Annotated in this window: 30 protein-coding genes; 23 read left to right on the top strand and 7 right to left on the bottom strand. The window is 31.6% G+C overall.

Annotated features, from left to right (window positions below):
• Positions 1 to 117 precede the first annotated feature (117 nt).
• The 5 genes from FLAPXU55_RS10950 to nadC form a co-directional block, all read right to left on the bottom strand.
• Positions 118 to 321 (bottom strand): hypothetical protein, encoded by a 204-nt coding sequence (locus FLAPXU55_RS10950; RefSeq protein ID WP_053473462.1) that lies wholly within the window; start codon positions 319 to 321, stop codon positions 118 to 120.
• 69 nt (positions 322 to 390) lie between these two features.
• Positions 391 to 1,137: a subclass B1 metallo-beta-lactamase gene (gene bla-B1-FLAV / locus FLAPXU55_RS10945; protein WP_180857683.1), complete on the bottom strand. Its 747-nt coding sequence runs from the start codon at positions 1,135 to 1,137 to the stop codon at positions 391 to 393.
• A gap of 11 nt (positions 1,138 to 1,148) precedes the next feature.
• Entirely contained in the window at positions 1,149 to 1,577 is a 429-nt protein-coding gene (locus tag FLAPXU55_RS10940) for a DUF2147 domain-containing protein (protein ID WP_180857682.1), read from the bottom strand.
• Between the two features lies 1 nt (position 1,578).
• Positions 1,579 to 2,502, bottom strand: coding sequence for a YihY/virulence factor BrkB family protein (locus FLAPXU55_RS10935; RefSeq protein ID WP_053473465.1), 924 nt, complete (start codon positions 2,500 to 2,502; stop codon positions 1,579 to 1,581).
• 80 nt (positions 2,503 to 2,582) lie between these two features.
• The gene (nadC, locus tag FLAPXU55_RS10930) at positions 2,583 to 3,440 is read right to left on the bottom strand and encodes a carboxylating nicotinate-nucleotide diphosphorylase (protein WP_180857681.1); all 858 of its coding nucleotides are present in this window, start codon (positions 3,438 to 3,440) and stop codon (positions 2,583 to 2,585) included.
• Positions 3,441 to 3,703: 263 nt separating this feature from the next.
• On the opposite strand from nadC, the gene FLAPXU55_RS10925 reads away from it, so the two are divergent.
• From FLAPXU55_RS10925 to rlmH, 7 genes are all read left to right on the top strand, one after another.
• Entirely contained in the window at positions 3,704 to 4,804 is a 1,101-nt protein-coding gene (locus tag FLAPXU55_RS10925) for a DNA alkylation repair protein (RefSeq protein ID WP_180857680.1), read from the top strand.
• Positions 4,805 to 5,110: 306 nt separating this feature from the next.
• The gene (locus tag FLAPXU55_RS10920; protein WP_053473468.1) at positions 5,111 to 5,992 is read left to right on the top strand and encodes a pirin family protein; all 882 of its coding nucleotides are present in this window, start codon (positions 5,111 to 5,113) and stop codon (positions 5,990 to 5,992) included.
• Between the two features lie 2 nt (positions 5,993 to 5,994).
• Complete coding sequence (locus FLAPXU55_RS10915; protein WP_053473469.1) at positions 5,995 to 6,390, top strand: OsmC family protein; 396 nt, start codon at positions 5,995 to 5,997, stop codon at positions 6,388 to 6,390.
• 2 nt (positions 6,391 to 6,392) lie between these two features.
• Positions 6,393 to 6,674: a GNAT family N-acetyltransferase gene (locus tag FLAPXU55_RS10910; protein WP_180857679.1), complete on the top strand. Its 282-nt coding sequence runs from the start codon at positions 6,393 to 6,395 to the stop codon at positions 6,672 to 6,674.
• A gap of 479 nt (positions 6,675 to 7,153) precedes the next feature.
• A complete protein-coding gene (locus FLAPXU55_RS10905) occupies positions 7,154 to 8,569 on the top strand; it encodes an amidohydrolase family protein (RefSeq protein ID WP_180857678.1) in 1,416 nt (471 codons plus the stop codon).
• 174 nt (positions 8,570 to 8,743) lie between these two features.
• Complete coding sequence (locus FLAPXU55_RS10900) at positions 8,744 to 9,046, top strand: antibiotic biosynthesis monooxygenase family protein (protein WP_180857677.1); 303 nt, start codon at positions 8,744 to 8,746, stop codon at positions 9,044 to 9,046.
• A gap of 96 nt (positions 9,047 to 9,142) precedes the next feature.
• Positions 9,143 to 9,616 (top strand): 23S rRNA (pseudouridine(1915)-N(3))-methyltransferase RlmH, encoded by a 474-nt coding sequence (gene rlmH / locus FLAPXU55_RS10895; protein ID WP_053473473.1) that lies wholly within the window; start codon positions 9,143 to 9,145, stop codon positions 9,614 to 9,616.
• Between the two features lie 37 nt (positions 9,617 to 9,653).
• On the opposite strand, the gene FLAPXU55_RS10890 is transcribed toward rlmH, so the two are convergent.
• Positions 9,654 to 10,286 (bottom strand): hypothetical protein, encoded by a 633-nt coding sequence (locus FLAPXU55_RS10890; protein WP_180857676.1) that lies wholly within the window; start codon positions 10,284 to 10,286, stop codon positions 9,654 to 9,656.
• Between the two features lie 148 nt (positions 10,287 to 10,434).
• Positions 10,435 to 11,268 (bottom strand): dihydropteroate synthase, encoded by an 834-nt coding sequence (folP, locus tag FLAPXU55_RS10885; protein ID WP_180857675.1) that lies wholly within the window; start codon positions 11,266 to 11,268, stop codon positions 10,435 to 10,437.
• A 229-nt stretch (positions 11,269 to 11,497) separates the two neighbouring features.
• On the opposite strand from folP, the gene FLAPXU55_RS10880 reads away from it, so the two are divergent.
• The 16 genes from FLAPXU55_RS10880 (at position 11,498) to FLAPXU55_RS10805 (ending at position 25,491) form a co-directional block, all read left to right on the top strand.
• Positions 11,498 to 12,040, top strand: coding sequence for a DUF1599 domain-containing protein (locus FLAPXU55_RS10880; RefSeq protein ID WP_053473476.1), 543 nt, complete (start codon positions 11,498 to 11,500; stop codon positions 12,038 to 12,040).
• Positions 12,041 to 12,134: 94 nt separating this feature from the next.
• Positions 12,135 to 13,256 (top strand): BT_3928 family protein, encoded by a 1,122-nt coding sequence (locus FLAPXU55_RS10875; RefSeq protein ID WP_180857674.1) that lies wholly within the window; start codon positions 12,135 to 12,137, stop codon positions 13,254 to 13,256.
• Positions 13,257 to 13,365: 109 nt separating this feature from the next.
• Positions 13,366 to 14,382 (top strand): hypothetical protein, encoded by a 1,017-nt coding sequence (locus tag FLAPXU55_RS10870; RefSeq protein WP_180857673.1) that lies wholly within the window; start codon positions 13,366 to 13,368, stop codon positions 14,380 to 14,382.
• Between the two features lie 49 nt (positions 14,383 to 14,431).
• Positions 14,432 to 14,893, top strand: a complete 462-nt coding sequence (locus FLAPXU55_RS10865; RefSeq protein WP_180857672.1) for a hypothetical protein — start codon at positions 14,432 to 14,434, stop codon at positions 14,891 to 14,893.
• Between the two features lie 3 nt (positions 14,894 to 14,896).
• On the top strand, positions 14,897 to 15,550 hold the full coding sequence (locus FLAPXU55_RS10860; RefSeq protein ID WP_180857671.1) for an alpha/beta hydrolase: 654 nt from the start codon (positions 14,897 to 14,899) through the stop codon (positions 15,548 to 15,550).
• Between the two features lie 307 nt (positions 15,551 to 15,857).
• The gene (locus FLAPXU55_RS10855) at positions 15,858 to 16,358 is read left to right on the top strand and encodes a TlpA family protein disulfide reductase (RefSeq protein WP_180857670.1); all 501 of its coding nucleotides are present in this window, start codon (positions 15,858 to 15,860) and stop codon (positions 16,356 to 16,358) included.
• Between the two features lie 57 nt (positions 16,359 to 16,415).
• Positions 16,416 to 17,168: a triose-phosphate isomerase gene (gene tpiA / locus FLAPXU55_RS10850; protein ID WP_053473482.1), complete on the top strand. Its 753-nt coding sequence runs from the start codon at positions 16,416 to 16,418 to the stop codon at positions 17,166 to 17,168.
• Between the two features lie 271 nt (positions 17,169 to 17,439).
• Entirely contained in the window at positions 17,440 to 18,273 is an 834-nt protein-coding gene (gene prmA, locus FLAPXU55_RS10845; protein ID WP_053473483.1) for a 50S ribosomal protein L11 methyltransferase, read from the top strand.
• Between the two features lie 38 nt (positions 18,274 to 18,311).
• Positions 18,312 to 18,587, top strand: coding sequence for an ATP-dependent Clp protease adaptor ClpS (locus FLAPXU55_RS10840; protein WP_053473484.1), 276 nt, complete (start codon positions 18,312 to 18,314; stop codon positions 18,585 to 18,587).
• 65 nt (positions 18,588 to 18,652) lie between these two features.
• Positions 18,653 to 19,933: a sterol desaturase family protein gene (locus FLAPXU55_RS10835; protein WP_180857669.1), complete on the top strand. Its 1,281-nt coding sequence runs from the start codon at positions 18,653 to 18,655 to the stop codon at positions 19,931 to 19,933.
• Positions 19,933 to 20,610 (top strand): lysoplasmalogenase, encoded by a 678-nt coding sequence (locus tag FLAPXU55_RS10830; RefSeq protein ID WP_180857668.1) that lies wholly within the window; start codon positions 19,933 to 19,935, stop codon positions 20,608 to 20,610. Before FLAPXU55_RS10835 ends, FLAPXU55_RS10830 begins: the two co-directional genes overlap by 1 nt.
• 121 nt (positions 20,611 to 20,731) lie before the next feature.
• Positions 20,732 to 21,184 (top strand): hypothetical protein, encoded by a 453-nt coding sequence (locus FLAPXU55_RS10825; protein ID WP_053473487.1) that lies wholly within the window; start codon positions 20,732 to 20,734, stop codon positions 21,182 to 21,184.
• Between the two features lie 808 nt (positions 21,185 to 21,992).
• Positions 21,993 to 22,625: a hypothetical protein gene (locus FLAPXU55_RS10820; RefSeq protein ID WP_180857667.1), complete on the top strand. Its 633-nt coding sequence runs from the start codon at positions 21,993 to 21,995 to the stop codon at positions 22,623 to 22,625.
• A gap of 175 nt (positions 22,626 to 22,800) precedes the next feature.
• Positions 22,801 to 23,589, top strand: a complete 789-nt coding sequence (locus FLAPXU55_RS10815; RefSeq protein WP_180857666.1) for an arylamine N-acetyltransferase family protein — start codon at positions 22,801 to 22,803, stop codon at positions 23,587 to 23,589.
• Positions 23,590 to 23,744: 155 nt separating this feature from the next.
• On the top strand, positions 23,745 to 24,563 hold the full coding sequence (gene kdsA, locus FLAPXU55_RS10810; RefSeq protein ID WP_180857665.1) for a 3-deoxy-8-phosphooctulonate synthase: 819 nt from the start codon (positions 23,745 to 23,747) through the stop codon (positions 24,561 to 24,563).
• A 19-nt stretch (positions 24,564 to 24,582) separates the two neighbouring features.
• Positions 24,583 to 25,491, top strand: a complete 909-nt coding sequence (locus FLAPXU55_RS10805) for a hypothetical protein (protein ID WP_180857664.1) — start codon at positions 24,583 to 24,585, stop codon at positions 25,489 to 25,491.
• Positions 25,492 to 25,559 lie beyond the last annotated feature (68 nt).

Below are 25,559 nucleotides of genomic sequence, written 5' to 3'. Positions count from 1 at the left end.
TATTTGAACAAAAATATTTAATTTCTTTCAAACCAGTTCTCCATTTGAATTCCGTTTAAAAGCTTAAAATCTTTAGTATTATCAGTAAAAAAAAAATCAATTGATTCTTAATTGTGGTTATCTTTTTATATCAGAAACAATTTCTTCTGCAGATTTTTCAGATGCAAAAGCTCCAAAAGATTTATAGAAATTATTCTCTTTTGATTTATTACTTTTAATAGACTTTGTTAATCGTTCTATAAGTTCAATTTTATTTGAAAAACTAAGTCCTTCAAATAAATTTGAGTAGGTTTCCAATATATTTTTATCCGTTACAGTCATATATCCTCTTATTAGTTCAAACAAAATTAAACTATTTTTTAACTACAATCTGAATTTAATAATTATCTATTACTTTTTTCCTGAAGATTTTTGAGCCAAATACTTATCAACCAATTTCAAAGTATGGTTTAAAGATTCTGTATTAGTCCAGTCTTCATGACCCGGAATAATATATTTTGGATTCTTAAATTTTGCCTTTACTTTCTCAATCGATTTTTTCCATTCTTTTACGTCAGAATCCGCTAAATAACCAAGGTCTTTGGCATCGGCACTTTTTATGAAACAAGCTCCGTAAAGCACTTTTTCTTTATCAAACCAAGCTACAATATTATCAGATGCATGACCTTTTCCGGGATAATAAACCTCAAAAGTATGCTGCCCGACTGTAAAAAACTTATCATTTGGAATTATAAATTCTGCTCTCGGTTTGTTTTCTTTTTTAAGAATATCATCTGTTAACTTAATCGAATACGTTTTGATTCCTTTTTTTCTGTAAAAATCAAATCCTCCTGCACGATCATCGTGAGAATGGGTCGCAAAAAGCATTATCACTTCTTTATTATGTTTTGCTTTTATGCTATCTAATAAAGGCTGAAACTGAGTTTCGTCCCAAGGCGCATCAAACATCACAACACCTTTATCTGTAACAAGATACATGGCATTGGCAGAAATCAACGTTCCATTATAATCATGAAATGTTTTATAAACATAAAAGTCACCTGTAAGATGACTTATTGGTAATGGAGAATTCTTCTTTTGTCCAAAACTATTTAAGGTTATGACTAAGAATAAAACTATTGAAGCTAATTTTCGCATTTAATTTTGAATTAATTTTTTACGCGTGTCCAGTATTGAGTTCTTCCCATAATAGAAATTCCAACATACCCGCGAAGTTTTAATTTATCTGCAGATTCTAATGAGATATAACATTTGTATTTTTTACCGCTTGTTGGGTCTAAAATTGTTCCGCCGTTATATTCAGCACCGTCTTTTTTAAGACCGTTTATAATGGTCATTCCTAAAATTGGTTTGTTTTTTTCTGCTCCTTCACACTTTACACAAACGTCTTTTTTATGATTCTCGCGAAGTATTTCTGTTACCTTCCCGTAAATTTTTCCTGATTTTTCGTAAATCTCAACTACAGATTTAGCTTCTCCCGTTTCATCATCTATGGTCTTCCATTTTCCTATAACACTTTGAGCCTGAATACTCATTGCAAAGAAAAACACACCAATCGTTAACATCCAATTTTTCATATTATTTATTTTTTTTTTGTTTTAATTTTCTGATAGAAGCGTTCAATTCGAACCCTAAAAGCAGAATCATACAGTTTATCCAAATATAAAACATTAGAATTAATAATGTTCCAATAGAACCATAAAGTTCGTTGTATTTTGAAAATTTTATAACCCAAATCCCAAAAAAGAACGAAGATATAACAATTAGTATCGTTGTAAAAACAGATCCAATGCTTATAAAAGGCACTTTATTGTACTGTTTTGTACCATAACGCAATAATATTGAAGATGTTATCAAAATCATTAAAACAACGAATAAATATCGTCCCAAAATTATGAGCGGAATACGATCACTCAATACATCCTGAATGATTGTTTTTTGAATAAAAACCTCAAAAACAACAATTGTAGCCACTGTTACAAACAATATAATAGTCATTACAAGCGAAATTGCCAATGCCACCAAATACTGACTAAAAAATCCGCGTTTGTCAAATACGTGTTTAGACGATTCAAAACCGCTTAAAATTCCGTTAATACCATTTGCCATCAAGAAAATAGAAAGCAAAAATCCCGAAGATAATAAGCCTGAATGACTATTATTTAAAATATCGCTGATAATTTTACTAATTGCATCATAAGTATTTGGAGGAACGCCTTGTTGCACAAACTGCAGAAAGTCATTTTGAAAATTATCAATAGGAATAAACGGAATTAAGTTTAGAATAAATAACGTAAAAGGAAACAAAGCCATAAAAAAGCTAAAAGAAACCGCGCTTGCATGATACGAAAAAGCTCCTTCAAGAATTCCTAAAGTGTACATTTCGAGTAAATCATACAAAGAAAATCCCTCTAACCAAGGGAGTTTTATTCTTTTAAAAAGTCGGGCCACATTGCGTATTATGGGCAATTTTTCAATCCGATCTTCTATCTCTTTCGACATATATTTGATTTTAGATTTTAGAGTTTTAATTTTAGATTACAATCAAACTCATAACTTATAACTCAAAATTCATAACTTCATTAAAAAGCCTTTAAGCTCAAATCCATATTATAAACAGAATGCGTTAAAGCGCCTGAAGAAATATAATTTACACCGCATAAAGCATATTCGCGGACTGTTTTTTCGCTGATATTTCCAGATGATTCTGTCTGGCATTTTGTACCAATCAAATTTACTGCCGTTTTTGTATCTTCATAATTAAAGTTGTCAATCAGGATTCTGTGAACGCCGTCGCTCAGCAAAATTTCTCTAATTTCATCTAAATTACGGGCTTCAACAATGATTTTCAAATCTAGATTATTCTCTTTTAGATATTCTTTAGTTTTTGAAATAGCGCGTGTTATTCCACCTGCAAAATCAATATGATTATCTTTTAGCATAACCATATCATAAAGGGCAAAACGGTGATTTTCGCCTCCGCCTATTTTTACAGCCCATTTTTCGGCAACTCTAAAATTTGGCGTTGTTTTACGTGTATCTAATATTTTAGCGTTTGTTCCTTCTAAAAGCTTCATCAAATGATTTGTTTTTGTCGCAATGGCAGACATACGCTGCATGGTATTCAAAACCACTCTTTCTGCCTTTAAAATAGACTGTGAGCTTCCTGAAACTTCAAAAACAACTTCTCCGTATTCTACATGCGTTCCATCTTCAATAAAAGTTTTTACTTTTAATTTTGGATCTACATGTTCGAATATCATTTTAGCAAGTTCAACACCGGCAATTATTCCCTGATCTTTTACCAATAATTTTGCCTGGCCATGAGCAGTATCGGGAATACAGGCAAGTGAACTGTAATCGCCCGGTCCAACATCTTCTCTAATGGCATTGCTTATCAAAAGTTGCAATTCTGCTTGAAATTGAGCTTCGCTTATCATTTTTTCTAATTTTAATAATATGCTAAATTAGGACTTATTTTATGGATTTAAAAGTTTCCTTTCTGCTAAAAGTTTCTTATTAACTTTTTTTTATGAGCCACGGATTATTAAGATTAAAATGATTTCAAAAAATCTGTGCTAATCTTTTAATCTGTGGCATAAATCTTTATCACGAATATCTAAAGTCTATATATTTTCAAGCAAAATCTCCCTCAACAATTCAAAAACATTAAATATCTTTGAGGTTCAATCAAGCAAAATTTATGGGATTAATTAAAGATATTTATTCGGTTTCTTTTTACGAAAAATTCAGTCAGGCTGTCGCCGAAGTACATACGGCATTCAACAAACAAAAATTTATTGAGACAATTTACGAAGGTGATTTTACTCAAAAAGAATGGAAAGAAAGAATGAAACATACCACAGTTGTGTTTCATCAATTTATGCCTCAAAATTTCCCTGAAGCCGTTTCCTTAATTGATAAAATTATTAAAAACCTAAAGAAAAATAATTTTGCAAACAGCAATCTGGCTTTCATTTTCTTCGCCGATTATATCGAAATGTACGGTTTAGACGATTTTAAAACTTCGGCGAAAGCCTTTGTTTCTATAACACAATTTATAAGCTGTGAATTTGCCGTTCGTCCTTTTATTTTAAAATATAAAGAAGAAATGATTGAAGAGATGACAAAATGGTCTTTACACGAAAATCATCATGTTCGAAGATTAGCCAGCGAAGGTTCACGCCCAAGATTACCGTGGGCAATGGCGATTCCGTTTCTTAAAAAAGATCCCTCTTCTATTCTTCCAATTTTAGAGAATCTGAAAAACGATCCATCAGAATATGTCCGCAGAAGTGTTGCCAATAACTTAAATGATATTGCAAAAGATAATCCGCAAATTGTGTTAGAAATCGCCAATAAATGGAAAGGACACAGCAAGGAAACCGACGGAATTATTAAGCATGGCTGCCGAACTTTATTGAAACAAGGTCATCCGGAAATTTTAGGTCATTATGGTTTAGAAAGCACCAATATTGAGCTTTCTTCTTTTGAAATTAAAACGCCTGTTGTGAAAATTGGTGATTATTTGCAGTTTCAATTTCATTTGAATAATAAAAATGAAGAACCAAAAACAATTCGGTTAGAATATGCGGTTCATTATAAAAAAGCAAAAGGGCATTTGGCGAAAAAAGTCTTTAAAATCAGTGAGAAGATTTACCAGCCGAATCAATTAACTAAAATCGAAAGAAATCAGTCTTTTAAACTGATTACAACGAGAGTTTTTCATACTGGAGCGCATCAGTTGTCGATTATTATTAATGGAACTGAGAGTGAGGTTTTGGAATTTGAGTTGATTGATTGATTGATTAAACAAATTTCATAAATCATCAGAGTTTTAACCGTCCTGTTTGTCATTTCGACGAAGGAGAAATCTCCGCGAGCAGCTCCTCAACGAAAACCCAATCTTTGTAGAGTTTCTTGCGAAGATTTCTCCTTCGTCGAAATGACAAAAAAACCGAAATATCATAAAAAATGAATTTGAACAACTAGCTATTTTGCTTACTTTTATAATTCAGAAAAATCCATAAACAACTTTTCTTAATCTAAATTAAGTTACAGATTTCTATCGCAACTGTAATTTTGTTTTCAAATCAAATAAAAATACCACATGTCAAATATCAGTTTAATTATCGAAGAACGTGCTGCCAATATTGGCAACTTTATGGTGGGTAGATTATTGCCTTTCCGTGAAAAAAGAGCAGTTGGACCATTTGTATTTATCGATCATATGGGACCTGCACATTTAAGTGATCATGAAAATATGGATGTTCCTCCACATCCGCATATCGGACTTTCAACGCTTACTTTTTTATTTGAAGGAAGCATTATGCACCGCGATAGTTTAGGAACAGAATTAGAAATAAAACCAGGTGCCGTAAACTGGATGACAGCTGGAAAAGGAATCGTTCACTCTGAAAGAACTCCTGAATATTTAAGACATTCAGACAAAATGCTTCACGGATTGCAGATTTGGGTGGCTCTTCCTAAAGAATTAGAGCAAATGGATCCCAATTTTGCGCATGTTGAAGCAGATGACATTCCGGCTTGGGAAGAAGACGGAGTTTCATACAAATTAATTGCCGGTGAAGCTTTTGGAAAAAAATCTCCGGTTCCTGTTTATAGTCCGCTTTATTTTATAGAAATCAAAAGTACTGAGGCTAAAAAAATCAATATTGGTAAGGATTTATTCGGCGAAAGCGGTTTGTATATTTTAGAAGGAAGTATCAAAAGCGGAGAACACGTTTACGATCCAAAACAGATATTAATTACAACCGACAGTACGCTTTGTGAGTTTGAAATTGCCGAAAATTCTACCGTTTATATTTTTGGAGGACAACCATTTCCTGAAGAACATTTCATCTTTTGGAATTTTGTTTCTTCGGACAAAAACCTCATCGAAAAAGCTAAAAAAGACTGGACAGAACAGACTTTTCCAAAAGTTCCGGGCGAAACAGAATTTGTTCCATTACCTGAACCAAGAATCAAATAAATATGGATACAATCTCAGCAAAAATAGATACTCGTTTGTATCGAACGGAAATCACATCAGCAAGCGACAATGTTTTAATTTCTGACGAACCACAGGAATTGGGCGGGAAAAATTTAGGATTAAATCCAACGGAACTTTTGGCCGCATCATTGGCTTCCTGCACCGTAATTACTTTACGAATGTATATCAATCGTAAGCAATGGGACGTTTCAGAAATTAATGTCAAAATTGATTTTGAAAGAGATTCTGAACGAAGTGTATCAGTATTTACCAGAAAAATTGAAGTAATTGGCGAAGTCGACGAAACACAAAGACAACGTTTAGAAACGATTGCTAACAGCTGCCCAATTCACAAAACACTTACACACTCAATAGAAATTAAAACCACATTAATATAATCATGGAAATTCAACAAATTAACGATACAAAAAAAGGATATTTTGAAGCCATCGAAGATGGAAAAGAAGCCGGAAAAATGACATATACCTGGGCTGGAGATTCAAAATTCATTATCGATCATACCGAAGTAAGTCCAGATTTTAACGGAAAAGGTGTCGGTAAAAAATTAGTTATGGCTGCTGTAGAATATGCCAGAGCTAACGATGTAAAAATTATTCCGCTTTGTCCTTTTGCAAAAAGCGTTTTTGATAAGGTTGAGGAAATACGTGATGTACTTTCTTAAAAGAGATACTAAGGTTCTGAGTTTTTTTTAACCGTAAAGCACACAAAGAATTACGCAAAGTTCGCAAAGTTTTTTTCGTAGAGACGCACAGCAGTGCGTCTTTCGCATTTTATAGACATCAAGTTTGTCATTTCGACGTAAGGAGAAATCGCACTCGGGAATCCACAAAGATTGACGATTCCCTTTGTCGAGTTTCTAGTGCGATTTCTCCTTACGTCGAAATGACATAAATTATCGATTCTGCATGCGTGAATGGATTAAAATCCATCCCTACAATATTTACTGTTCCTTCGGAACTCTTTTTAAATTCTTTACACCACAGCTTAGCGAACTTTAAAAACCTTTAACCATTTTCCAAAAAACTTTGCGAACTTTGCGAAAAATCTCAGCGCTCTTTGCGTTAAAAACCCACCACACAAAATTCAATTTTTTAATCTGCTCCAAAACTCTTACATTTGCATGTAATTTAAACTTAGAGTATGACAAGGATAATTACGCTTTTCTGTATTTTTATAGCACAAATCGGCTTTTCTCAAACAGCTGATAGTTATTTAGAAAAAATCAGAAATAATGAAGCTCTCTTAACAGCTTTTTTTCAACAAATGCCAAAAGGAGGCGATTTACACCATCATTTTTCAGGATCAGTTTATGCAGAACCGCTTTTAGAAAGAGCTATTGCAGAAGATTTTTATTTGAATTTAGAAACCATGGCGGTTTCGAAAACCAAACCTGAAAAAGGAAACTGGCAGACTTTTTCTTCTCTAAAAAATGATGGCAAATTAGATTATTACCAACAGCAAGTAATGCAGACTTGGTCGGTTAAAGATTATAACGGTTCTGTTCCTTCTGATGATCAGTTTTTTGATTCTTTTATGAAATTTGAACCAACTATTGCAGGTCATTTTGCTGAAGGAATGCTCGAATTAAAAAAACGCGCCATTGCCGAAAATGTAAGCTATATCGAAACGCAATTATCAACGATTCCGTGTGATATGAATGTTTCTGATTTAACTGATTTCAATACAAAATTGCGTCAGGCAGCCATCCAAAAAGACGAAAAAGCGGTTACAAAACTTTTAGATGAATTGTATAAATCGATTCAGAAAAAAGACGCTAAAAAATATGCTGATGATTTCAACAATAATTTCATAGCAAAACTACACAAAGATTTAAAAATGGATGATGAGCGTTTTACAATGCGTTATCAAAACTTTGTGCTGCGTTTTATGGAACCTGTAGATTTATTCAAAAATTTAATTATCGCTTTTATTTCTTCAAGTGAAAGTAAACTTACTGCGGGTGTAAATATCGTTTCTCCAGAACATGGCGAAAATTCAATGAAAGATTATTGGTTACACATGGAGATGTTTAAATACTGCCATTCTAAATTTCCAAATGTAAAATATACGCTTCACGCTGGTGAATTGACTTTAGGTTTGGTACAGCCAGAAGATTTAACTTGGCATATTAACGACGCAATTCATATCGCCGGCGCAAATAGAATTGGTCATGGAGTTGATATTGCTTACGAAGCAAACTCATACGATTTATTGAAATATATGTCTAAAAATAATATTCCAATTGAAATCAATTTAGTGAGTAATGAATTCATTTTGAAGGTAAAAGAAAACAGACATCCGTTTACGCTTTACAAAGAATTTAATGTACCAATTGTAATCAGTACAGACGATGCGGGAATTTTAAGAAGCAATATGACAGAACAATATGTTTTATTAGCAAAAAGATATCAGGATGTTAATTATGAAACAATAAAGAAATACGTTTACAACAGCATCAATTACAGTTTTATTCAAGATGAATCGGTTAAAAAACAATTGATTAAAGATCTTGATAATAGATTTAAAGCTTTTGAAGCGAAGTTTTCTAAAAACTAAAGTTGTCTCATCTTTGCGAAATTGCACGCAGATTTTAAACAGATTTAAGCTGATGAACGCAGATTTTTTATGTCAAAATATTAAAAAATAAAATCTGCTGAATCTGCTAAATCTGCGAGAGTATAATTTTCTCCCGCAGATTTAGCAGATTCAGCAGGTAAATTGAATTTAATTATGATTCTAGAAGCCGCATATCTTTTTGTAAAACCTGAATTAGCATCTCAATTTGAAGCTGATTTTGCAAAAGCAAGCCAATATATTTCGTCTATTGAAGGTTATTTAGGACATCGATTAGAGAAATGCCTGGAAGTCGAAAACAAATATCTTTTGTTAGTCGATTGGAATACTCTTGAAGATCACACAGTAGGTTTTAGAACTTCTGAAGCTTATCTGGAATGGAAAAAGATTCTGCATCATTATTACGAACCGTTTCCTGTTGTAGAACATTTCGAAACCGTTTTTGAGAATAAAAAATAGAGCCCGCAGATTTTACAGATTCAACGGATTTACACTGAATTAATTTTAAAAAATTCGTGACAATTCGTGTAATTTGTGGCAAAAAAACTTTACCCAATGAATATCAAACTCATCGCCATTGGCAAAACAGATAATAAATCGCTTCAAACTTTGATTGACGATTATACCAAACGTTTGTCGTTTTACATCAAATTTGATTTAGAGATTATTCCTGATATCAAAAATGTAAAAAACTTATCTGAAAGTCAGCAAAAGGAAAAAGAAGGCGAATTGATTCTGTCAAAACTGTCGCCAACGGATCAATTGATTTTATTGGATGAAAATGGAAAAAACTTCTCAAGTGTTGGTTTTTCTGAAGAACTGCAAAAGAAAATGAATTCGGGGATCAAAACTTTGGTTTTTGTAATTGGCGGCCCATACGGATTCTCTGATACAGTTTACAGCAAAGCACAGGGAAAAGTTTCGCTTTCGCTGATGACGTTTTCGCATCAAATGGTTCGTTTATTTTTTATCGAACAATTGTATCGCGGATTTACGATTTTACGTAATGAACCTTATCATCATCAATAAAATTAGTATTCAGTCACAGTTTTCAGTGCTCAGTTTTTTAGTTAATGAACTCTACTGGAAGTTTATCTAGATTGTAAGTTACATGTTTTTGCAGTAGAATTTTATATTGTATGTATTCTTCATAAGTCATGTTCTTATCGAAGAAAAACACCAAATCTGGCACTCTTTCAAATTTTATAGTGTAGAAACGTTGTAGTATTTCTGAAACTTTTATTTCCTTATTTGCCATAAAAACCTGTTTTTTTCCTTTTCTAAAGTAAACTACCAAATTTTCTCTACTTGGTTTTTCTGTTTTATAATACACTTTCGTGAAAGGCACAAAGGCTAAATTTTTCCCAATAGAATCTGCGTAAGAATAATAATTTTCGGCATTTTCATTTTTGTGGGCGCTGTCGGCTCGCTTTTTTTCCTGTAATTTCATTACTTCCGGAATTACTACTTTTAGAGGCAGACGTTTGTCAATATTGAAAATCCAGTTGGTTGAAATTATCGCACTTTTTCGGTTCACATCTGCGATTGTGTCTTTTCCATCGGTTTCAAAAAAGATATAAATTGGTGAAAGATCTTGTACATCTTTTACAATTGTTATGTTTGATTTTGGAAGTAGAACATCTTGTTTTTTTTCGCAGGAAAATAATAAACAGATTATGATCAAAGAGAAGTATTTCATATTATTTAATTTTTTATCTAATGATTTTACTCAAAGTTTGTCATTCCGAGGAACGAGGAATCGCACTAGAAACTCCACACAGAATGTCGCCAATCTTTGTCGAATCCCGAGTGCGATTCCTCGTTCCTCGGAATGACAAATCTGTCGTTTAAATAGTATTCAAATTCAATTTGTTGTATAAAGCCACACATTCAATCGCTTCCTTTACATCATGAATTCTTAAAATTTTCGCACCTTTTGTCAATGCAATTGTATTTAAAAAAGTTGTTCCGTTTAAAGCTTCTTGCGGAGTTATATTAAGCGTTTTATAAATCATTGATTTTCTTGAAATTCCAGCTAAAACAGGCAATTCTAAAAGATTAAAAAGCTCCATTTTTTGCATGACTTCATAATTCTGATCGGTTGTTTTAGCGAAACCAAATCCTGGATCGAGAATCAAATCGTTGATTCCTAAAGCTCTTGCCTGTTTCACTTTTTCAGAAAAATAGAAAAGTATCTCTTTTACAATATCTTCATATTCTGTCAAACTCTGCATAGTCTGCGGATTACCGCGCATGTGCATCATAATGTAGGGAACGTTATATTTTGCAATAACATCAAACATTTTATCGTCTAACTCTCCCGCTGCAATATCGTTTATAATCGCTGCGCCACTTTCTATGCTCGCTTTTGCAACTTCGGCTCTAAATGTATCTATTGATAATAAAGCTTTCGGAAAATGCTTTAAAATCAATTCTATGGCAGGAACAATTCGGTCGATTTCTTCTTGTTCCGAAACGAATTCGGCACTTGGTTTACTTGAATAAGCTCCAATATCAATAAATGAAGCTCCTTCAGACAGCATTTTATCTACCTGAGAAATAATTTCATCTTCGTTTTTATATTTTCCTCCATCAAAGAAAGAATTAGGCGTAACATTCAAAATCCCCATAACTTTAGGAATCGATAAATCTATAAGTTCGCCTTTGCAGTTAATCGTCATCTGTTTTGTTATTTTTGTTTCAGGTTTCAGGTTTCAAGTTCTAGAACTTGCGCGATCTGCATCAACTTGAAACTTCAAACCTGAAACTTGAAACATTATTTTTAAGTTTCAAGTTATCGGCATTAACAATTTGTTTAGAAAAAACTTGAAACAAAGAAAACCTTAAACTTGAAACTCTTAAAAAATTATCCTTATTTTTGGAGAAATTTTAGCAAATATACAGCAATAAATGAAGAATACTTCCCTTGAATTTGATAATGTAATTACGGTTTGCCGCACCTTATTTATCAATAAAATGAAAGATTACGGCAGTGCATGGAGAATTTTAAGACTTCCCTCATTGACCGATCAAATTTTCATAAAAGCACAACGAATCAGAAGTTTACAGGAAAATGATGTTCGTAAAGTTGATGAGGATGAAAAAGGAGAATTTATCGGAATCATCAATTATTCTATCATGGCTTTAATTCAGCTAGAGCTGGGCGTTGTTGATCAGCCGGATTTGGATGTTGAAAAAGCAACCGAATTATATGATGCTAAAGTAAAACTAACCAAAGATTTAATGGAAGCTAAAAATCACGATTATGGCGAAGCGTGGCGTGATATGCGTGTGAGTTCTTTAACCGATTTAATTTTGCAAAAGTTACTTCGCGTAAAGCAAATTGAAGATAATAAAGGCCTGACTTTAGTTTCTGAAGGAATAGATGCAAATTATCAGGATATGATTAATTACTCGGTTTTTGCCTTGATTTTAAACCCAATAAACAAATAAAATTCCAAAAAACAAATTCCAAATTCCAATTTTTCAACAAGATTTTGGAATTTAGATTTTCAAATATTGGAATTTCAAATTTAATATTTACCCTATGAAAAACATCATTACTCAATTCTCCCGATTATTTGTCGGTGTATTATTTATCATTTCCGGATTAATCAAACTAAATGATCCTGTTGGGTTCTCATATAAATTAGCCGAATATTTTAGTGAACCAGTTTTCAATATGCCATTTTTAGAACCATTGGCTTTAGGTTTAGCTATTTTTCTGGTAATTTTAGAAGTAGTTTTGGGTGTAATGTTACTAGTGGGATATAAAGCTAAAACAACAATTTGGGCATTATTGCTTTTAATCGTTTTTTTTACGTTCCTTACCTTCTACTCTGCTTATTTTGATGTGGTAAAAGATTGCGGATGTTTTGGCGATGCTTTGCATTTAACACCTTGGCAGTCATTCACAAAAGATGTTGTTTTATTATTCTTTATTTTGATTTTATTCATCAATCAAAAATTAGTAAAACCTTTATTTTCAAATACGGTTACAAATGCGATTACAATAATAAGCGTTACTTTGAGTGCAATTATGGCGTATTGGGTTTTAAATCATAATCCTATAAAAGATTTCCGTCCATACAAAGTTGGAACAAACATCGAAAAAGGAATGGAAATTCCGGAAGGCGCACCAAAATCTGTAGTTGAAATGGTGTTTATTTATAAAGTAAACGGAGTTGATAAAGAATTTACAGAGAAAGATTTAATGAATATTCCGGAAGGCGCTACTTTTGTGGACAGAAAAGACAAAGTGATTACAGAAGGTTATGTACCGCCAATTCACGATTTTACAATGACAAAAGATGATTCTGACTACAAAGCAGAATTATTAAAACTGCCTAAACTTTTAATTTTTGTAACCTATGATTTGGCTTTATCAAATCCTGACGGAATGAAAAAACTAGCAAAAGTTGCTGCAGATGCAAAAGCAAAAGGTTATAAAGTAATTGCAATGACGGCTTCTGGAGCTGAGGAAATTGCAAAAGCAAAAAAACAATACAATTTAGATGTTGATTTTTATTTCTGCGATGCAACAGCTTTAAAAACTGTCGAAAGAGCCAATCCAAGTATCGTGGTTTTACACAAAGGAACTGTAGTTCAAAAAGTACATTACAACGATGTTGATGATTTAAAATTATCTGATGTTGCTTATGGCATTTAACAATATTTGACAACAATTAAAGACGCCAATATTCTATTTTTTAGATATATTGGCGTTTTTTTTAGCACAAAACCAACAACCAAATCTTAAATAAAACCAATTTATAACTATGATGACAAAATTACTAAGGCTGTTTTTTTCAAATCCTTTCCTGTTTTTATTTATATTATTTTTAATTATTTATGCAGCTTATGATTTTTATATTCACAAATCTTCTGGTACACATTTAGTTTCTCTTCAGATTTTGGCATTAATTACAGGAGTAATTTTTGAAAGCAGGAGAATTTCAAATAAATGGACAACATCCGTTTTTATAGGAATCCTTTCTTTTATTTTTATATTTCTCCTCGGTTCTTTTTTATGCAGTATAGTTGATGAATCAAATTGCAGTCTTGAATTCATTTTGAATAGATGCCTTGTATTTTGGCCTTTTATATTCTTTGTCTTTTATGTTATTTATTCCCGAATATTTAACGAACGAAATATTACTCCAAAACTAACAGAAGGCATAACATTATTTCTCTCGATTGCCATGATATATTGGGTAGTTGATAACGGTTTGATCAACTTTGACAACATAATTTCCCAAACCTTAATAATTATTGGTATTTCATTTTCATTATTTTCTTTTTTTCATGCTTTTACAAAAACTCATTTATCAAACAGAAACAAATTTATCTTAAGTATCTGGAGCTCAATAATCATGATGTTTTTTGCTATAGATAATCTAAATTCAATTTATGAAAATCACAATACTGCAAACTCAGATGATATTCTACAGGGAATATACGTTGCCATTCAATATTTTCTTTTAGGGGTTTCAAGCATTTATATGATTCAGAATTTCATGATGCTTATTGGTTTCCTGCCAAGATGGAAAAGATTTTTCAATTCAAGATATTTTGAAGAATTCAGAGAACTCAAAGACGAACATATTAATAGGTATTCAGATCAGCAGGTGCCGCTAATTCATTCCCTGATTTGTATTGTCATTATTGGTACAGTCTTCTTTTTAAACTATTATTATCAAACTGTTCCCAAACAATTTGCAATTTGGATTACCTTTATAATTTTCCCTTTTATCATTAGTATTTACAATTATCTTTTAGTAAGAAAAAGATTTTAAATATAATAATAATCCTATATTTGACTCAATCAAAAACAAAATCAAACCTATGAAGAGATTAATTAAATTATCACTTATTTTATTAATAATTACTAGTTTTGGCTGCACAAGCGATCCTTATAACTGTACTACATCTCCACCTTCTGTTACTTTTGAATTTGTAGATAAAACTTCTGGAGAGAATTTATTTAAAAATGGCACATTTGATGCAAAAAAGGCGGTAACCATAACTGATTTAAACGAAAACAAAATAATACAATATGCTTACCTAAAAGAAGATAATCTTTATCGTCTTGGCTTCAATGCTATGGGATGGGATGCAGGAACATTTAAATATGCTGTAAAGATAGAAGACAAAAGTATTTTTGAGTTTCAGGTTTCTACTGAAAAAAGAAAAAGTGAGCATTGTAGTTCTACTGTAATAACATCCCTGGAAATCAAAAATGTAGAATTTCAGGAAGATAAAACAACTGGAGTTTATAAGATTTTAATTGATACTCAAAACCAATAATCGATGCCAAATACAATTAAGTTTTTTATTTTATCACTTATAATACTTTGCAATAGTACAGTTTTTAGCCAGACTGCAGACCAGCGTTATATTTTCTTTTTTCATAATAAATTTGTTGAAGAAAATGATTTGAATACTCCGCATCCTGAATATGGCAAAGCCGAATACAATGAAATTTTAGAATCATTCAGGAAAGATAATTTTATTGTTTTTAGCGAAAAAAGAAAGAAAAACACAAATGCTTCTGATTACGCAGAAAAAGTCGTAAAACAAATCAAAACGCTTTTAAAAAAAGGAGTTTCACCAAACAAAATAACCGTAATTGGAACTTCAAAAGGCGGTTATATTGCACAATATGTTTCAACCTATTTAGCAAATCCTGATGTGAATTTTGTTTTTATTGGATGTTTTAGAGATGTAGATATTGAAGAAATTCCGGATATTAATTTCTGCGGAAACATTTTAACCATTTATGAAAAATCAGATATTTATGGCGTTTCGGCAATCAGAAGAAAAGAAACTTCAAAACTCAAAATAAATCATTTCAAACAAATTGAACTGAATACGAATTTAAAACATGGCTTTTTATATAAAGCTTTAGATGAATGGATTGTTCCATGCAAAAAATGGGCAAATGGAAATTATGAGCTGAATTAAAAATCCCGAAAGAAAAACATAGCAAAGCCTTTAATAATTTAAATTTATTAAAGGATTTTTTACTTCAAACCTGACGTTTTTTTGCTTCCAAAATCATTCAGAAAACTAAAAATCCAATCATTTTTTTGTGTTCGAAAAAGCAATATTTAAAAAATCGTGAATTTCATCCTCAACTATTACGTTTTCATTCTTCATTTTCTAACCGAAAATTAACTTTTTGTTACAAAATAAATGACTCTTCAAATTTTGTTAATCTGTATTTGGCTTTCCAATTGTTTGTTTAACTTTGTTAAAAATCATTTATCACATGAAACAAACGGCACTACTTATTATCGCATTTATAACTTTCTCATGCTCACAAGCTCAGAAAACAAGTTTTTCTAAAGAAGCTTTGTCTGAAAAATTATTAACTCTTGAAGGAGGTCAGACTTCTTTCAAAAGCATTTTAAAAAAATATAAAGGAAAAACTTTAGTCATTGAAGTGTGGGCTTCATGGTGCAGCGACTGCGTAAAAGCAATGCCAAAAGTTAAGGAGCTGCAAGCTAATAATCCTGATGTTTCGTATTTATTTCTTTCTGCTGATAAAACAGCTGACAAATGGAAAATTGGAATTGAAAAACACGAATTAAAAGGCGATCATTTTATGATGAACGACGGTATGAAAGGTGTTTTTGGAAAAGCGATCGATTTAGACTGGATTCCAAGATACATTATCATTGACAAAACAGGGAAAATTGTTCTTTACCGTGCTATCGAAACTGATTTTGATAAAATCAATGAAACTTTAAAAAGTTTAAAACAAGCTTAAACAGCACACAAATCACAACAAAAAACAAAAAATTAAAAAATAACAAAAACTACCAAAATGAGAAAAAAGATTGTTGCAGGAAACTGGAAAATGCATAAAAACGCAGCACAAACTGAAGAATTGTTAAGCGAATTAATCACTAAAATACCAGCACAAACTACTGCACAAGTAATCGTTGCTCCAACATTTGTAAACTTACAAGCTGCTGTAGCAAAAGTAAAAAACACAACTATTGGTGTTGCTGCACAAAACGTTCACCAGGCTGAAGGCGGTGCTTTTACAGGAGAAATTTCTGCAGATATGTTAACAAGTATTGGTGTTAATACAGTAATTTTAGGTCACTCTGAGCGTAGAGCTATTTTCCACGAAACTGATGCATTAATCGCAAGTAAAGTAGATACAGCTTTAAAACATGATTTAACTGTAATTTTCTGTTTTGGAGAAGAATTAAAAGATCGTCAATCAGGAAATCATTTCAATATTGTTGAAAACCAATTACGTGACGGAATTTTCCACATTGCAAAAGAATCCTGGGCAAAAGTTGTTTTAGCTTATGAGCCTGTTTGGGCAATTGGAACTGGAGAAACTGCTTCACCAGAACAGGCACAGGAAATGCACGAATTTATCAGAGAAACTATCCGTAAAGCCTTTGGAGCTGAAATCGCTGATGAAGTTTCTATTTTATACGGTGGTTCTGTAAAACCAGACAATGCTAAAGAAATTTTCTCTAAACCAGACGTTGATGGTGGTTTAATTGGAGGTGCTGCATTAAAAGCAGATGATTTCTTAGCAATTGTAACGGCTATCTAAATTTATTAGCCACAGATTAAAAAGATTTACACAGATTTATTTTCTATGACTTTTCGCCACGAATTCACAAATTCAAATTAAAAAAATTAGTGAATTCGCGGCAGAAAAAAAATCCTTTTAATCCTTTTAATCTGTGGCAGAAAAAAAATATAAGCGATACTTAAATAGTATCGCTTTTTTTATGTTTTAAATAATTCTTAAATTAATAATGTTCACTTAGATTTTTAAACAACTTCTGCTTTGGATTCTTACCTTTGCAAAAAAATTATTTATGTCGAATATTTATTTAGGATATCATTTTACAATTGAGCCAAAAGAACTTGGATCAGAAATTTTAGTGGCTGAATTAGGCGAAAAAGCTTTTGAAAGTTTTACAGAAACAGAAAACGGAATTTCGGCTTTTGTGAAGAAAGATTTATGGGATGAGAATATTCTGGATGATATTTATATTTTACAATCAGAAGAGTTTAAAATTGAATATACAATTGAAGAAATCGATCAGGTAAACTGGAACGAAGAATGGGAAAAGAATTTCGAACCTATTGATGTTGACGGAAAATGCCATGTTCGCGCTCCTTTTCACCCAAAAACCGATGCTGAATTTGATATCGTAATCGAACCTAAAATGAGTTTTGGAACCGGACATCATGAAACTACACATATGATGATTCAGCATTTATTAGAAATGGATGTAAAAGGTCTTAAAACTTTAGACATGGGCTGCGGAACTGCTATTTTGGCTATTTTGGCAGAAATGAAAGGCGCTGAACCAATCGATGCTATTGATATTGACAATTGGTGTTATTTAAATTCTATCGAAAATGCCGAACGCAATAATTGCAAACATATTAGCGTTTACGAAGGCGATGCTGCTTTATTAGCCGGAAAAAGTTACGATTTGATTATCGCTAATATCAACAGAAATATTTTATTAAACGATATGCAGAGTTATGTAGATTGTTTAAACAAAAACGGAATTATTTTATTTAGCGGTTTTTATGAAGAAGACATTCCGTTTATCGATGCTTCGTGCACTGAAAAAGGATTGACTTATGTTAAAAAACTTCAAAGAAACAACTGGGTTTCATTAAAATACGTAAATTAGTTAGTAGTAATTACAGCAGTACAAAAAACTAAAAAGAAATGAGTACTAAAGAAAAAGTAAGAGAAAGAGTTCGCGAAAAAGAAGCGACCGGATTCAATAACGAAATCATTGTGTATAATGACGATGTAAACACTTTTGACCACGTAATTGATACCTTAATGCGCGTGTGTGACCACACACCTGAGCAAGCAGAACAATGTTCCTTAATTGTACATTACAACGGAAAATGCACTGTAAAAACAGGGCCTATGGATAAATTAAAACCTCAATGTACACAACTTTTGGAAGCCGGACTGAGCGCCGAAATTGTTTAATCTACCAATAATTTAAAAAACATTCTATTTTATTTTATATTTGAAATAAAATAGAATGTTTTTTTATGGAAGAATATGGAAAAATATTAATTATCGCAATGCCGATTTTTCTGGTTTTAATTGTAATTGAAAAACTATACGGCATTTACAAAAAGAACGATACTGCTCCATTAATCGACAGCGTTTCCAGTATAAGCTCCGGAATTACTAATTCTGTAAAAGATGTTTTAGGGCTCAGCGTCACTTTTCTTTCTTATGAATGGATGGTTTCTAAAATTGCTGTTTTTCATCAGGAAGCCAATATTCTCTCCTATTTTATTGCCTTTTTTGTTATCGATTTTTATGGCTATTGGAGCCACCGACTGGCACATCAAATTAATTTTCTTTGGAACAAACATGCTATTCACCACAGCAGTGAAGAGTTTAATCTCGCCTGTGCGCTTCGTCAGCCTATTGCGAGTTTAGTCAATTTGTTTACTTTCTTGTTGATTCCTGCTGCGTTATTAGGCGTTCCGGCTTCTGTAATTGCCATTACGCTTCCACTCCACTTGTTTTTACAATTTTGGTATCATACCAAACATATTAAAAAAATGGGATTTGTGGAGCATATTTTAGTTACACCTTCACATCATCGTGTTCATCACGCTATAAATCCTGAATATTTAGATAAAAACCATTCACAGATCTTTATTTTCTGGGACAAACTTTTTGGTACTTTTCAGGAAGAATTAGATGATGTTCCACCAGTTTTCGGAATCACAAGACCAGCGAATACATGGAATCCAATAAAAATAAATTTTCAGCATTTAACGTTATTAATAAAAGATGCCTGGCGTGCCGAAAGCTGGAAAGACAAACTTACCATCTGGTTTAAGCCAACCGGATGGCGGCCTGAAAATTTTGAACAAAAATATCCTGTAAACAAAATTGAAGATGTTTTTAATTTTAATAAATACGGAACTCAGAATTCGCAAAAACTGATTTATTGGTCGGTTACACAAATTCTAATTACGCTTTTGTTTGTCAGTTTTCTTTTTGATAATATTGCCAAAATTGGCCTGCCAAATATCTTTGTTTACGGATTTTTTATCCTCGTTACCATTTACAGCAATTCTGAATTAATGGACAAAAGCAGGTTTGCCATTTTTTGGGAAGGTTTCAGGTTATCGATCGCTATTACAATTATAGCATTTTACGGCGATTGGTTTGGTTTAAATTCTGTTTTCTCCTTTAGTAATTATATCATTCTGGGCTATTTAAGTATATCGTTTTTAATCACGATTTACTTTGTAACCATCGATTTTAAAGCTAACCAAAACCAAACCATAAACCCACAAACCACATAATGAAAAATGCTGTATTCTTTAAAATTTATATTGCTTTCAGCTTTATATATTTACTGCTTTTATATCTGGGATATGAAAGTTTAGACTGTTATTTAAAACCGGCTTTAATTCCGTTATTAATTGTTGGAGTGTATTTTTCTAAAAAATTTCCAACGCAAAATATTCTTTTAACGGCATTGGTATTTTCATGGATTGGTGACGTAATTCTACTTTTTGCAGACATTGCCGAAATCTATTTTATTTTGGGACTAGTTTCTTTTCTAATCTCTCACATCATTTATTGCGTACTTTTTAACAGACAGATTAAAGAGAAAATGAAAAGAGATACTATAATTTTTATTTTCGGAAGCCTTGTTATCGCCTGTTATTTAATCGGAATGTTATCGGTTTTACTACCTGCGTTAGGCGATTTAAAAATTCCGGTTATCGTTTATGCCAGCGTAATTTCTGTTATGCTTTTGTTTGCTTACAACGGACTTTTAATCTGGAAAAAACCAGCGAACCAATATGTCTTTTTTGGTGCATTATTTTTTGTTATTTCTGATAGTATTTTGGCAATCAACAAGTTTCATTTTCCAATTCAGAAAAGTTCGTTTATTATTATGCTTACTTATCTTGTGGCACAATATCTGATTGTAAAAGGTATATTAAAACTGAATTCAAAAAAGGAAGCATAATAGCACGCTGATAACACAGATTAAACAAATTATCACGGAGTTTTTTATTCTATTTCTTTTTGAATTTATAATCTGTGACAAAAAACCTTTTACATTTGTGTGACCAAAATAAACCTCAACCATGAAAAAAATTAGTCTTTTTATTGTTCTATTAATTTCAGTAACTTCTTGTATTAGTACAAAATCTACTTTAAAAAATGTAGATGATAATGCTCCTGATTTAATTTTAAATAAGAATAATACGTTTGTTATTACACAATTTAGCAAAGACAAAAAATACGGTTATGATCCTGATTATCCGGTAAATCTATTTTTTAGAAATACGCAGGATGAAGCGACAAATGAGGTTCGTTTTTTGAATGCTTTAGCGGGACCAAACGGCGAAAAAATCACTTATAAACGCTTAGAAACCTGCTGCCCTTTTCCAACTAAAAGAAGCAGTATGGGCGCCGGATTTTTAAATGTATACGAACTGACTTGGGAAGGACAAAAAAAACCTATTACGCTGTATTTAAATATATATGAAAAGGGAATTTTAATGGTTCCGATGGGATTGAGTTTGAAAAAGGAGTAAACAATAATTATATATTAAACCCTATATGTTAGGAATAACTCCTCTCGTTTTAATCGTTCTTCCTTTATTATTTCAAATAATATTTGGGACAATATCTATTTTCAGAAATTATTCTTTTAAGTTTAAAACCGTATGTATAACTAATATAGTTCTTCAATTTGTTTTCGCAATTACTTCTTATTGTATTGCTTCTTATAATTTTTCAAAATACTTTGAACAACATCCAAATTCACCAAGATGCGGAATGCCATTTGTTGGTTTAATTGGACTTACTTTTATTTCTGCTTTAATTCTTTTTGTTGTTATTGTTATTCAATATTTTATTAAAAAAAATTACAAATAGTTAGACTTATAAAATGATCAAATCGAAATCAGCCTTTATTATTTTTTTAATTCTATTACTTCTATTATTTCCTTATCATATCATCTATTTGCAATCAGATTTTTTATCATCAATGATTCCAGGCTGGCATACCAATGTTATTGCAGGAAGAACAATTTCAAATTTAATTAAGTTCATTATTCTTTTTATAACCACAGTTTATTATTGGAAACTTTCTAAAATTACAAACAAATTAAATTTAAAAAAATTCCTTATTCATTTTTTAATGACATTTCCTGCAGTTTTTATTGGACTGCTAAGCGTTTTTGAACTATTTGATCTTCATTCTTTAGATGCTGATAGTTTTGTAAATCTTATACAAATAATTGTCTTTATAAATATTTGCATTAACATTCTATTTTTTACTGGACAAATTTTGTTTGGATTACATTACCAAAAACTAAAAAAACAATTGCGATAAATAAAATGGTTCAAAAAGAGTTTATTATACGAAGAGGAATTACAGATAACTATCCTCGAAAATTATTCATTAATGAAAACGAGTTAAAATTCGAGAGTAAAGATCTAAGAAATGATTCATTTGTTACCTTCAAAAAAGATCAAATTTTAGAATATAGTTACGGAGTAAAGTGGATGCAATATAAATTTACTTTTGGACGTGAGTATATAATTTCAATTCGAAGTAATGATAATCAAGTTATCAAGATTAATTTCAAAACTTACTTTGGCAGAAAGAAAGACGAATATCATAAACTTTGTAATGACATATTATTATCACTTTGGGATTTTTATTTTGGAGATTTAACTTCAAATTATATCCAGAAATCTGAACAAGGCGAAGAATTCAAAATTGGTGAAGTTATTTTTAATAAAGATGGTTTAAGCATAATTAGCAATTCATCTTTAAAACAAAAAAACGTACTAATTCCGTGGGAAAAAGTTCGAACTAAAAGATATTCAACCTATTTCGCTATTTATTCTAAAGATGATGCAGTTAATGTTAATCGTGGTTACAGCTATTTAAATGACTGGAATACTACAGTTTTGTTAAATGTATTAAATGCTGTATTAGCAAAAAAGAATATTGTTAATGATTAATCCTCGTTAGCATGAGCGGGACGCTCGCGTTAACAGCGCATTGGTAACAAGCTGGCAAAAGAAAAAATCAAAAAAATCGAATTCAAAACTTACTGAATTTGTAACTTTACAAATAAGCATTTCTATATGCTTCTAACACTCTTGTTTCTTATCGAAACAAATAAAATTTAATCAAATGGAACAATCAAAAAAATATAAAATTGAAGCTCCAAGTTTCGATTTACAGCAATATTTAAACAGAATCAATTTTTCAGAAGAAATTAAATTAGACTTATCTGGAATAAAAAAACTGATGCAAAGTCAGATATTTAGTGTGCCTTTTGAAAATCTTGATGTACAGGCAGGTAAAACAATTTCTCTTCTTGGTGATGATATTGTAAGCCACATCGTAACTAAAAATCGTGGCGGCTATTGCTATCAGGTTAACGGAATCTTTTCTTTATTACTTCAGGAAATTGGTCTTCCACATTATTATATTGCGGTACGTCCATTGGTTAATCCTATTCCAAATGCTAAAACGCATTTAGCAATTATTGCTGAAATTGAAAATGAAGATTATTTGATTGATTTAGGATTTGGAGGTAATAGTATTAGAGAACCTTTAAAACTGAGTCAAATTGGAACTGAAATTCAGCAGGATTTTGATACTTTTACTTTGGTAAAAACAGAAGATGATGACTATTTACTGCAAATAAAAATTGGAAAAGATTGGTCTGATCTATATTCGTTTGATTTAACTCCTCAAAGATGGATCGATTTTAAACCTGCCAATCATTACAATTACTCACATCCTGATTCATTTTTCACACAAAACTTAATTGTGGTTTTACAGAACCCGTTGGGTAAAAAAATACTATTTAAAAATTCGATAAAATCAGTAACAAACGGAGTTACTGAACTTATTCCTTTTGAAGATGATCAATTGAATACCATTTTAAAAACCGAATTTAATTTGACGGTATAATAACTCTTGTGTAGAAACTCTTACTAAAAATAAAGAAACCGATTACGTACAGAAAAGTATTACATATTTAACAATTATTGCTCTTAAAATAATCTTAAATCTTCATCTGCTATTCATAAATCATAACTACCTTTGCAGGGCAAAAAAATAATTTTATGAACTTACAACATATTCCACAAATTAAGCATACTGACAGCGGGAATTTCTTTTTATTGGCGGGACCTTGCGCTATTGAAGGAGAGGAAATGGCTCTTAGAATTGCTGAAAAATTAGTTGGTATTACCGACAATCTTAAAATTCCTTATGTTTTTAAAGGATCATTTAAAAAAGCAAACCGTTCCAGAATTGACAGTTTTTCTGGAATTGGGGACGAAAAAGCTTTAAAAATTTTAAGAAAAGTTTCTGAAACTTTTCAAATTCCAACAGTTACAGATATTCATACTAACGAAGATGCTGACATGGCAGCACAATACGTTGATGTTTTACAAATTCCTGCATTTTTAGTTCGCCAAACTGATTTAGTTGTGGCAGCTGCAAATACGGGAAAAGTGGTAAACTTGAAAAAAGGACAATTTATGAGTCCTGAAAGTATGAAACATGCTGTACAAAAAGTATTAGACTGTAATAACGAAAATGTTGTCGTTACAGATCGTGGTACTATGTTTGGTTACCAGGACATGATTGTTGACTTTAGAGGAATTCCTACTATGCAGCAATATGCAACAACGGTATTAGATGTTACGCATTCTTTACAACAGCCAAACCAAACTGCCGGAGTTACGGGCGGAAGACCTGATATGATCGAAACTGTTGCTAAAGCTGGTATTGCAGTTGGTGTTGACGGAATTTTTATCGAAACACATTTTGACCCTGCAAACGCAAAAAGTGATGGCGCTAACATGCTTCATTTAGACTATTTTGAAGGTTTAATGAATAAGCTTGTTGCTATCAGAAAAACAGTTAACTCATTTTAAATTTAATACATTACGTTCATTGAAAACAAATATTTTAGTTTTCTTCTTATTGTGTTTTTCATTAAACACTTTTGCTCAGGAAGAAATACCTGTACAAAAATATACTGCTCACAACAAAGGAAAATTCTTTGTAATGTGGGGTGGTAACAGAGAAAGTTACTCAAAATCTGATGTAACTTTTACTGGAAAAGATTATAAGTTTAGAGTAGAAGATATGTCTGCTCATGATAAACCAAAAGGATGGCACGTTGATTATATCAACCCTGCTAATATGACAATTCCTCAAACGAATTTGAGATTGGGTTATTTCTTTAGTGATCACTATAGTGTTACAATTGGTGTTGATCATATGAAATATGTAATGGCTCAGAATCAAACAGCAAAAGTTAATGGTTATATTAATTTACCTGCGAATGATCTTGCTGCTGCTCTTTACAATGGAGATTACGTTAATAGACCTGTAGATATGTCTTTAAATGGTGCTATAGAAGGTGGTTATGACATGGGGGTTACTAATCCAAATGGACCTGCTTTTTTAATGTACGAACATACAGATGGTTTAAATTACATTAATACAGAGGTTTCAAGATTTGATGATATTTCGAAATTGTTCAGTCTTCCAAATATTGACAAAGTACAGATTAACTTGACTGAAGGATTAGGAGCTGGTATTTTATATCCTAAAACCAATACTACTCTTTTAGGAAAAGAACGTCATGATGATTTTCATGTTTCTGGTTATGGTATTTCTGCAAAAGCGGGTCTAAATATTACTTTCTTCAAACATTTCTACCTTCAGGGAGAACTAAAAGGCGGTTATATCGATATGCACGATATTAAAACTACTGTAAGTAACGATGATAAGGCCTCACAGCACTTTTATTACTTTCAAAGAATTATTGCTGTTGGAGGAATCTTTAGAATCTAATACTTCTTCAAAAATATATTTTAAAAATAGTTATCATTTATTTGGTAACTATTTTTTTTATTATTTAC

Origin of the sequence: Flavobacterium panici, assembly GCF_903819335.1 — a bacterium.
GTDB lineage: Bacteria > Bacteroidota > Bacteroidia > Flavobacteriales > Flavobacteriaceae > Flavobacterium > Flavobacterium panici.
This window is presented reverse-complemented; position numbering and strand designations above follow the sequence as displayed.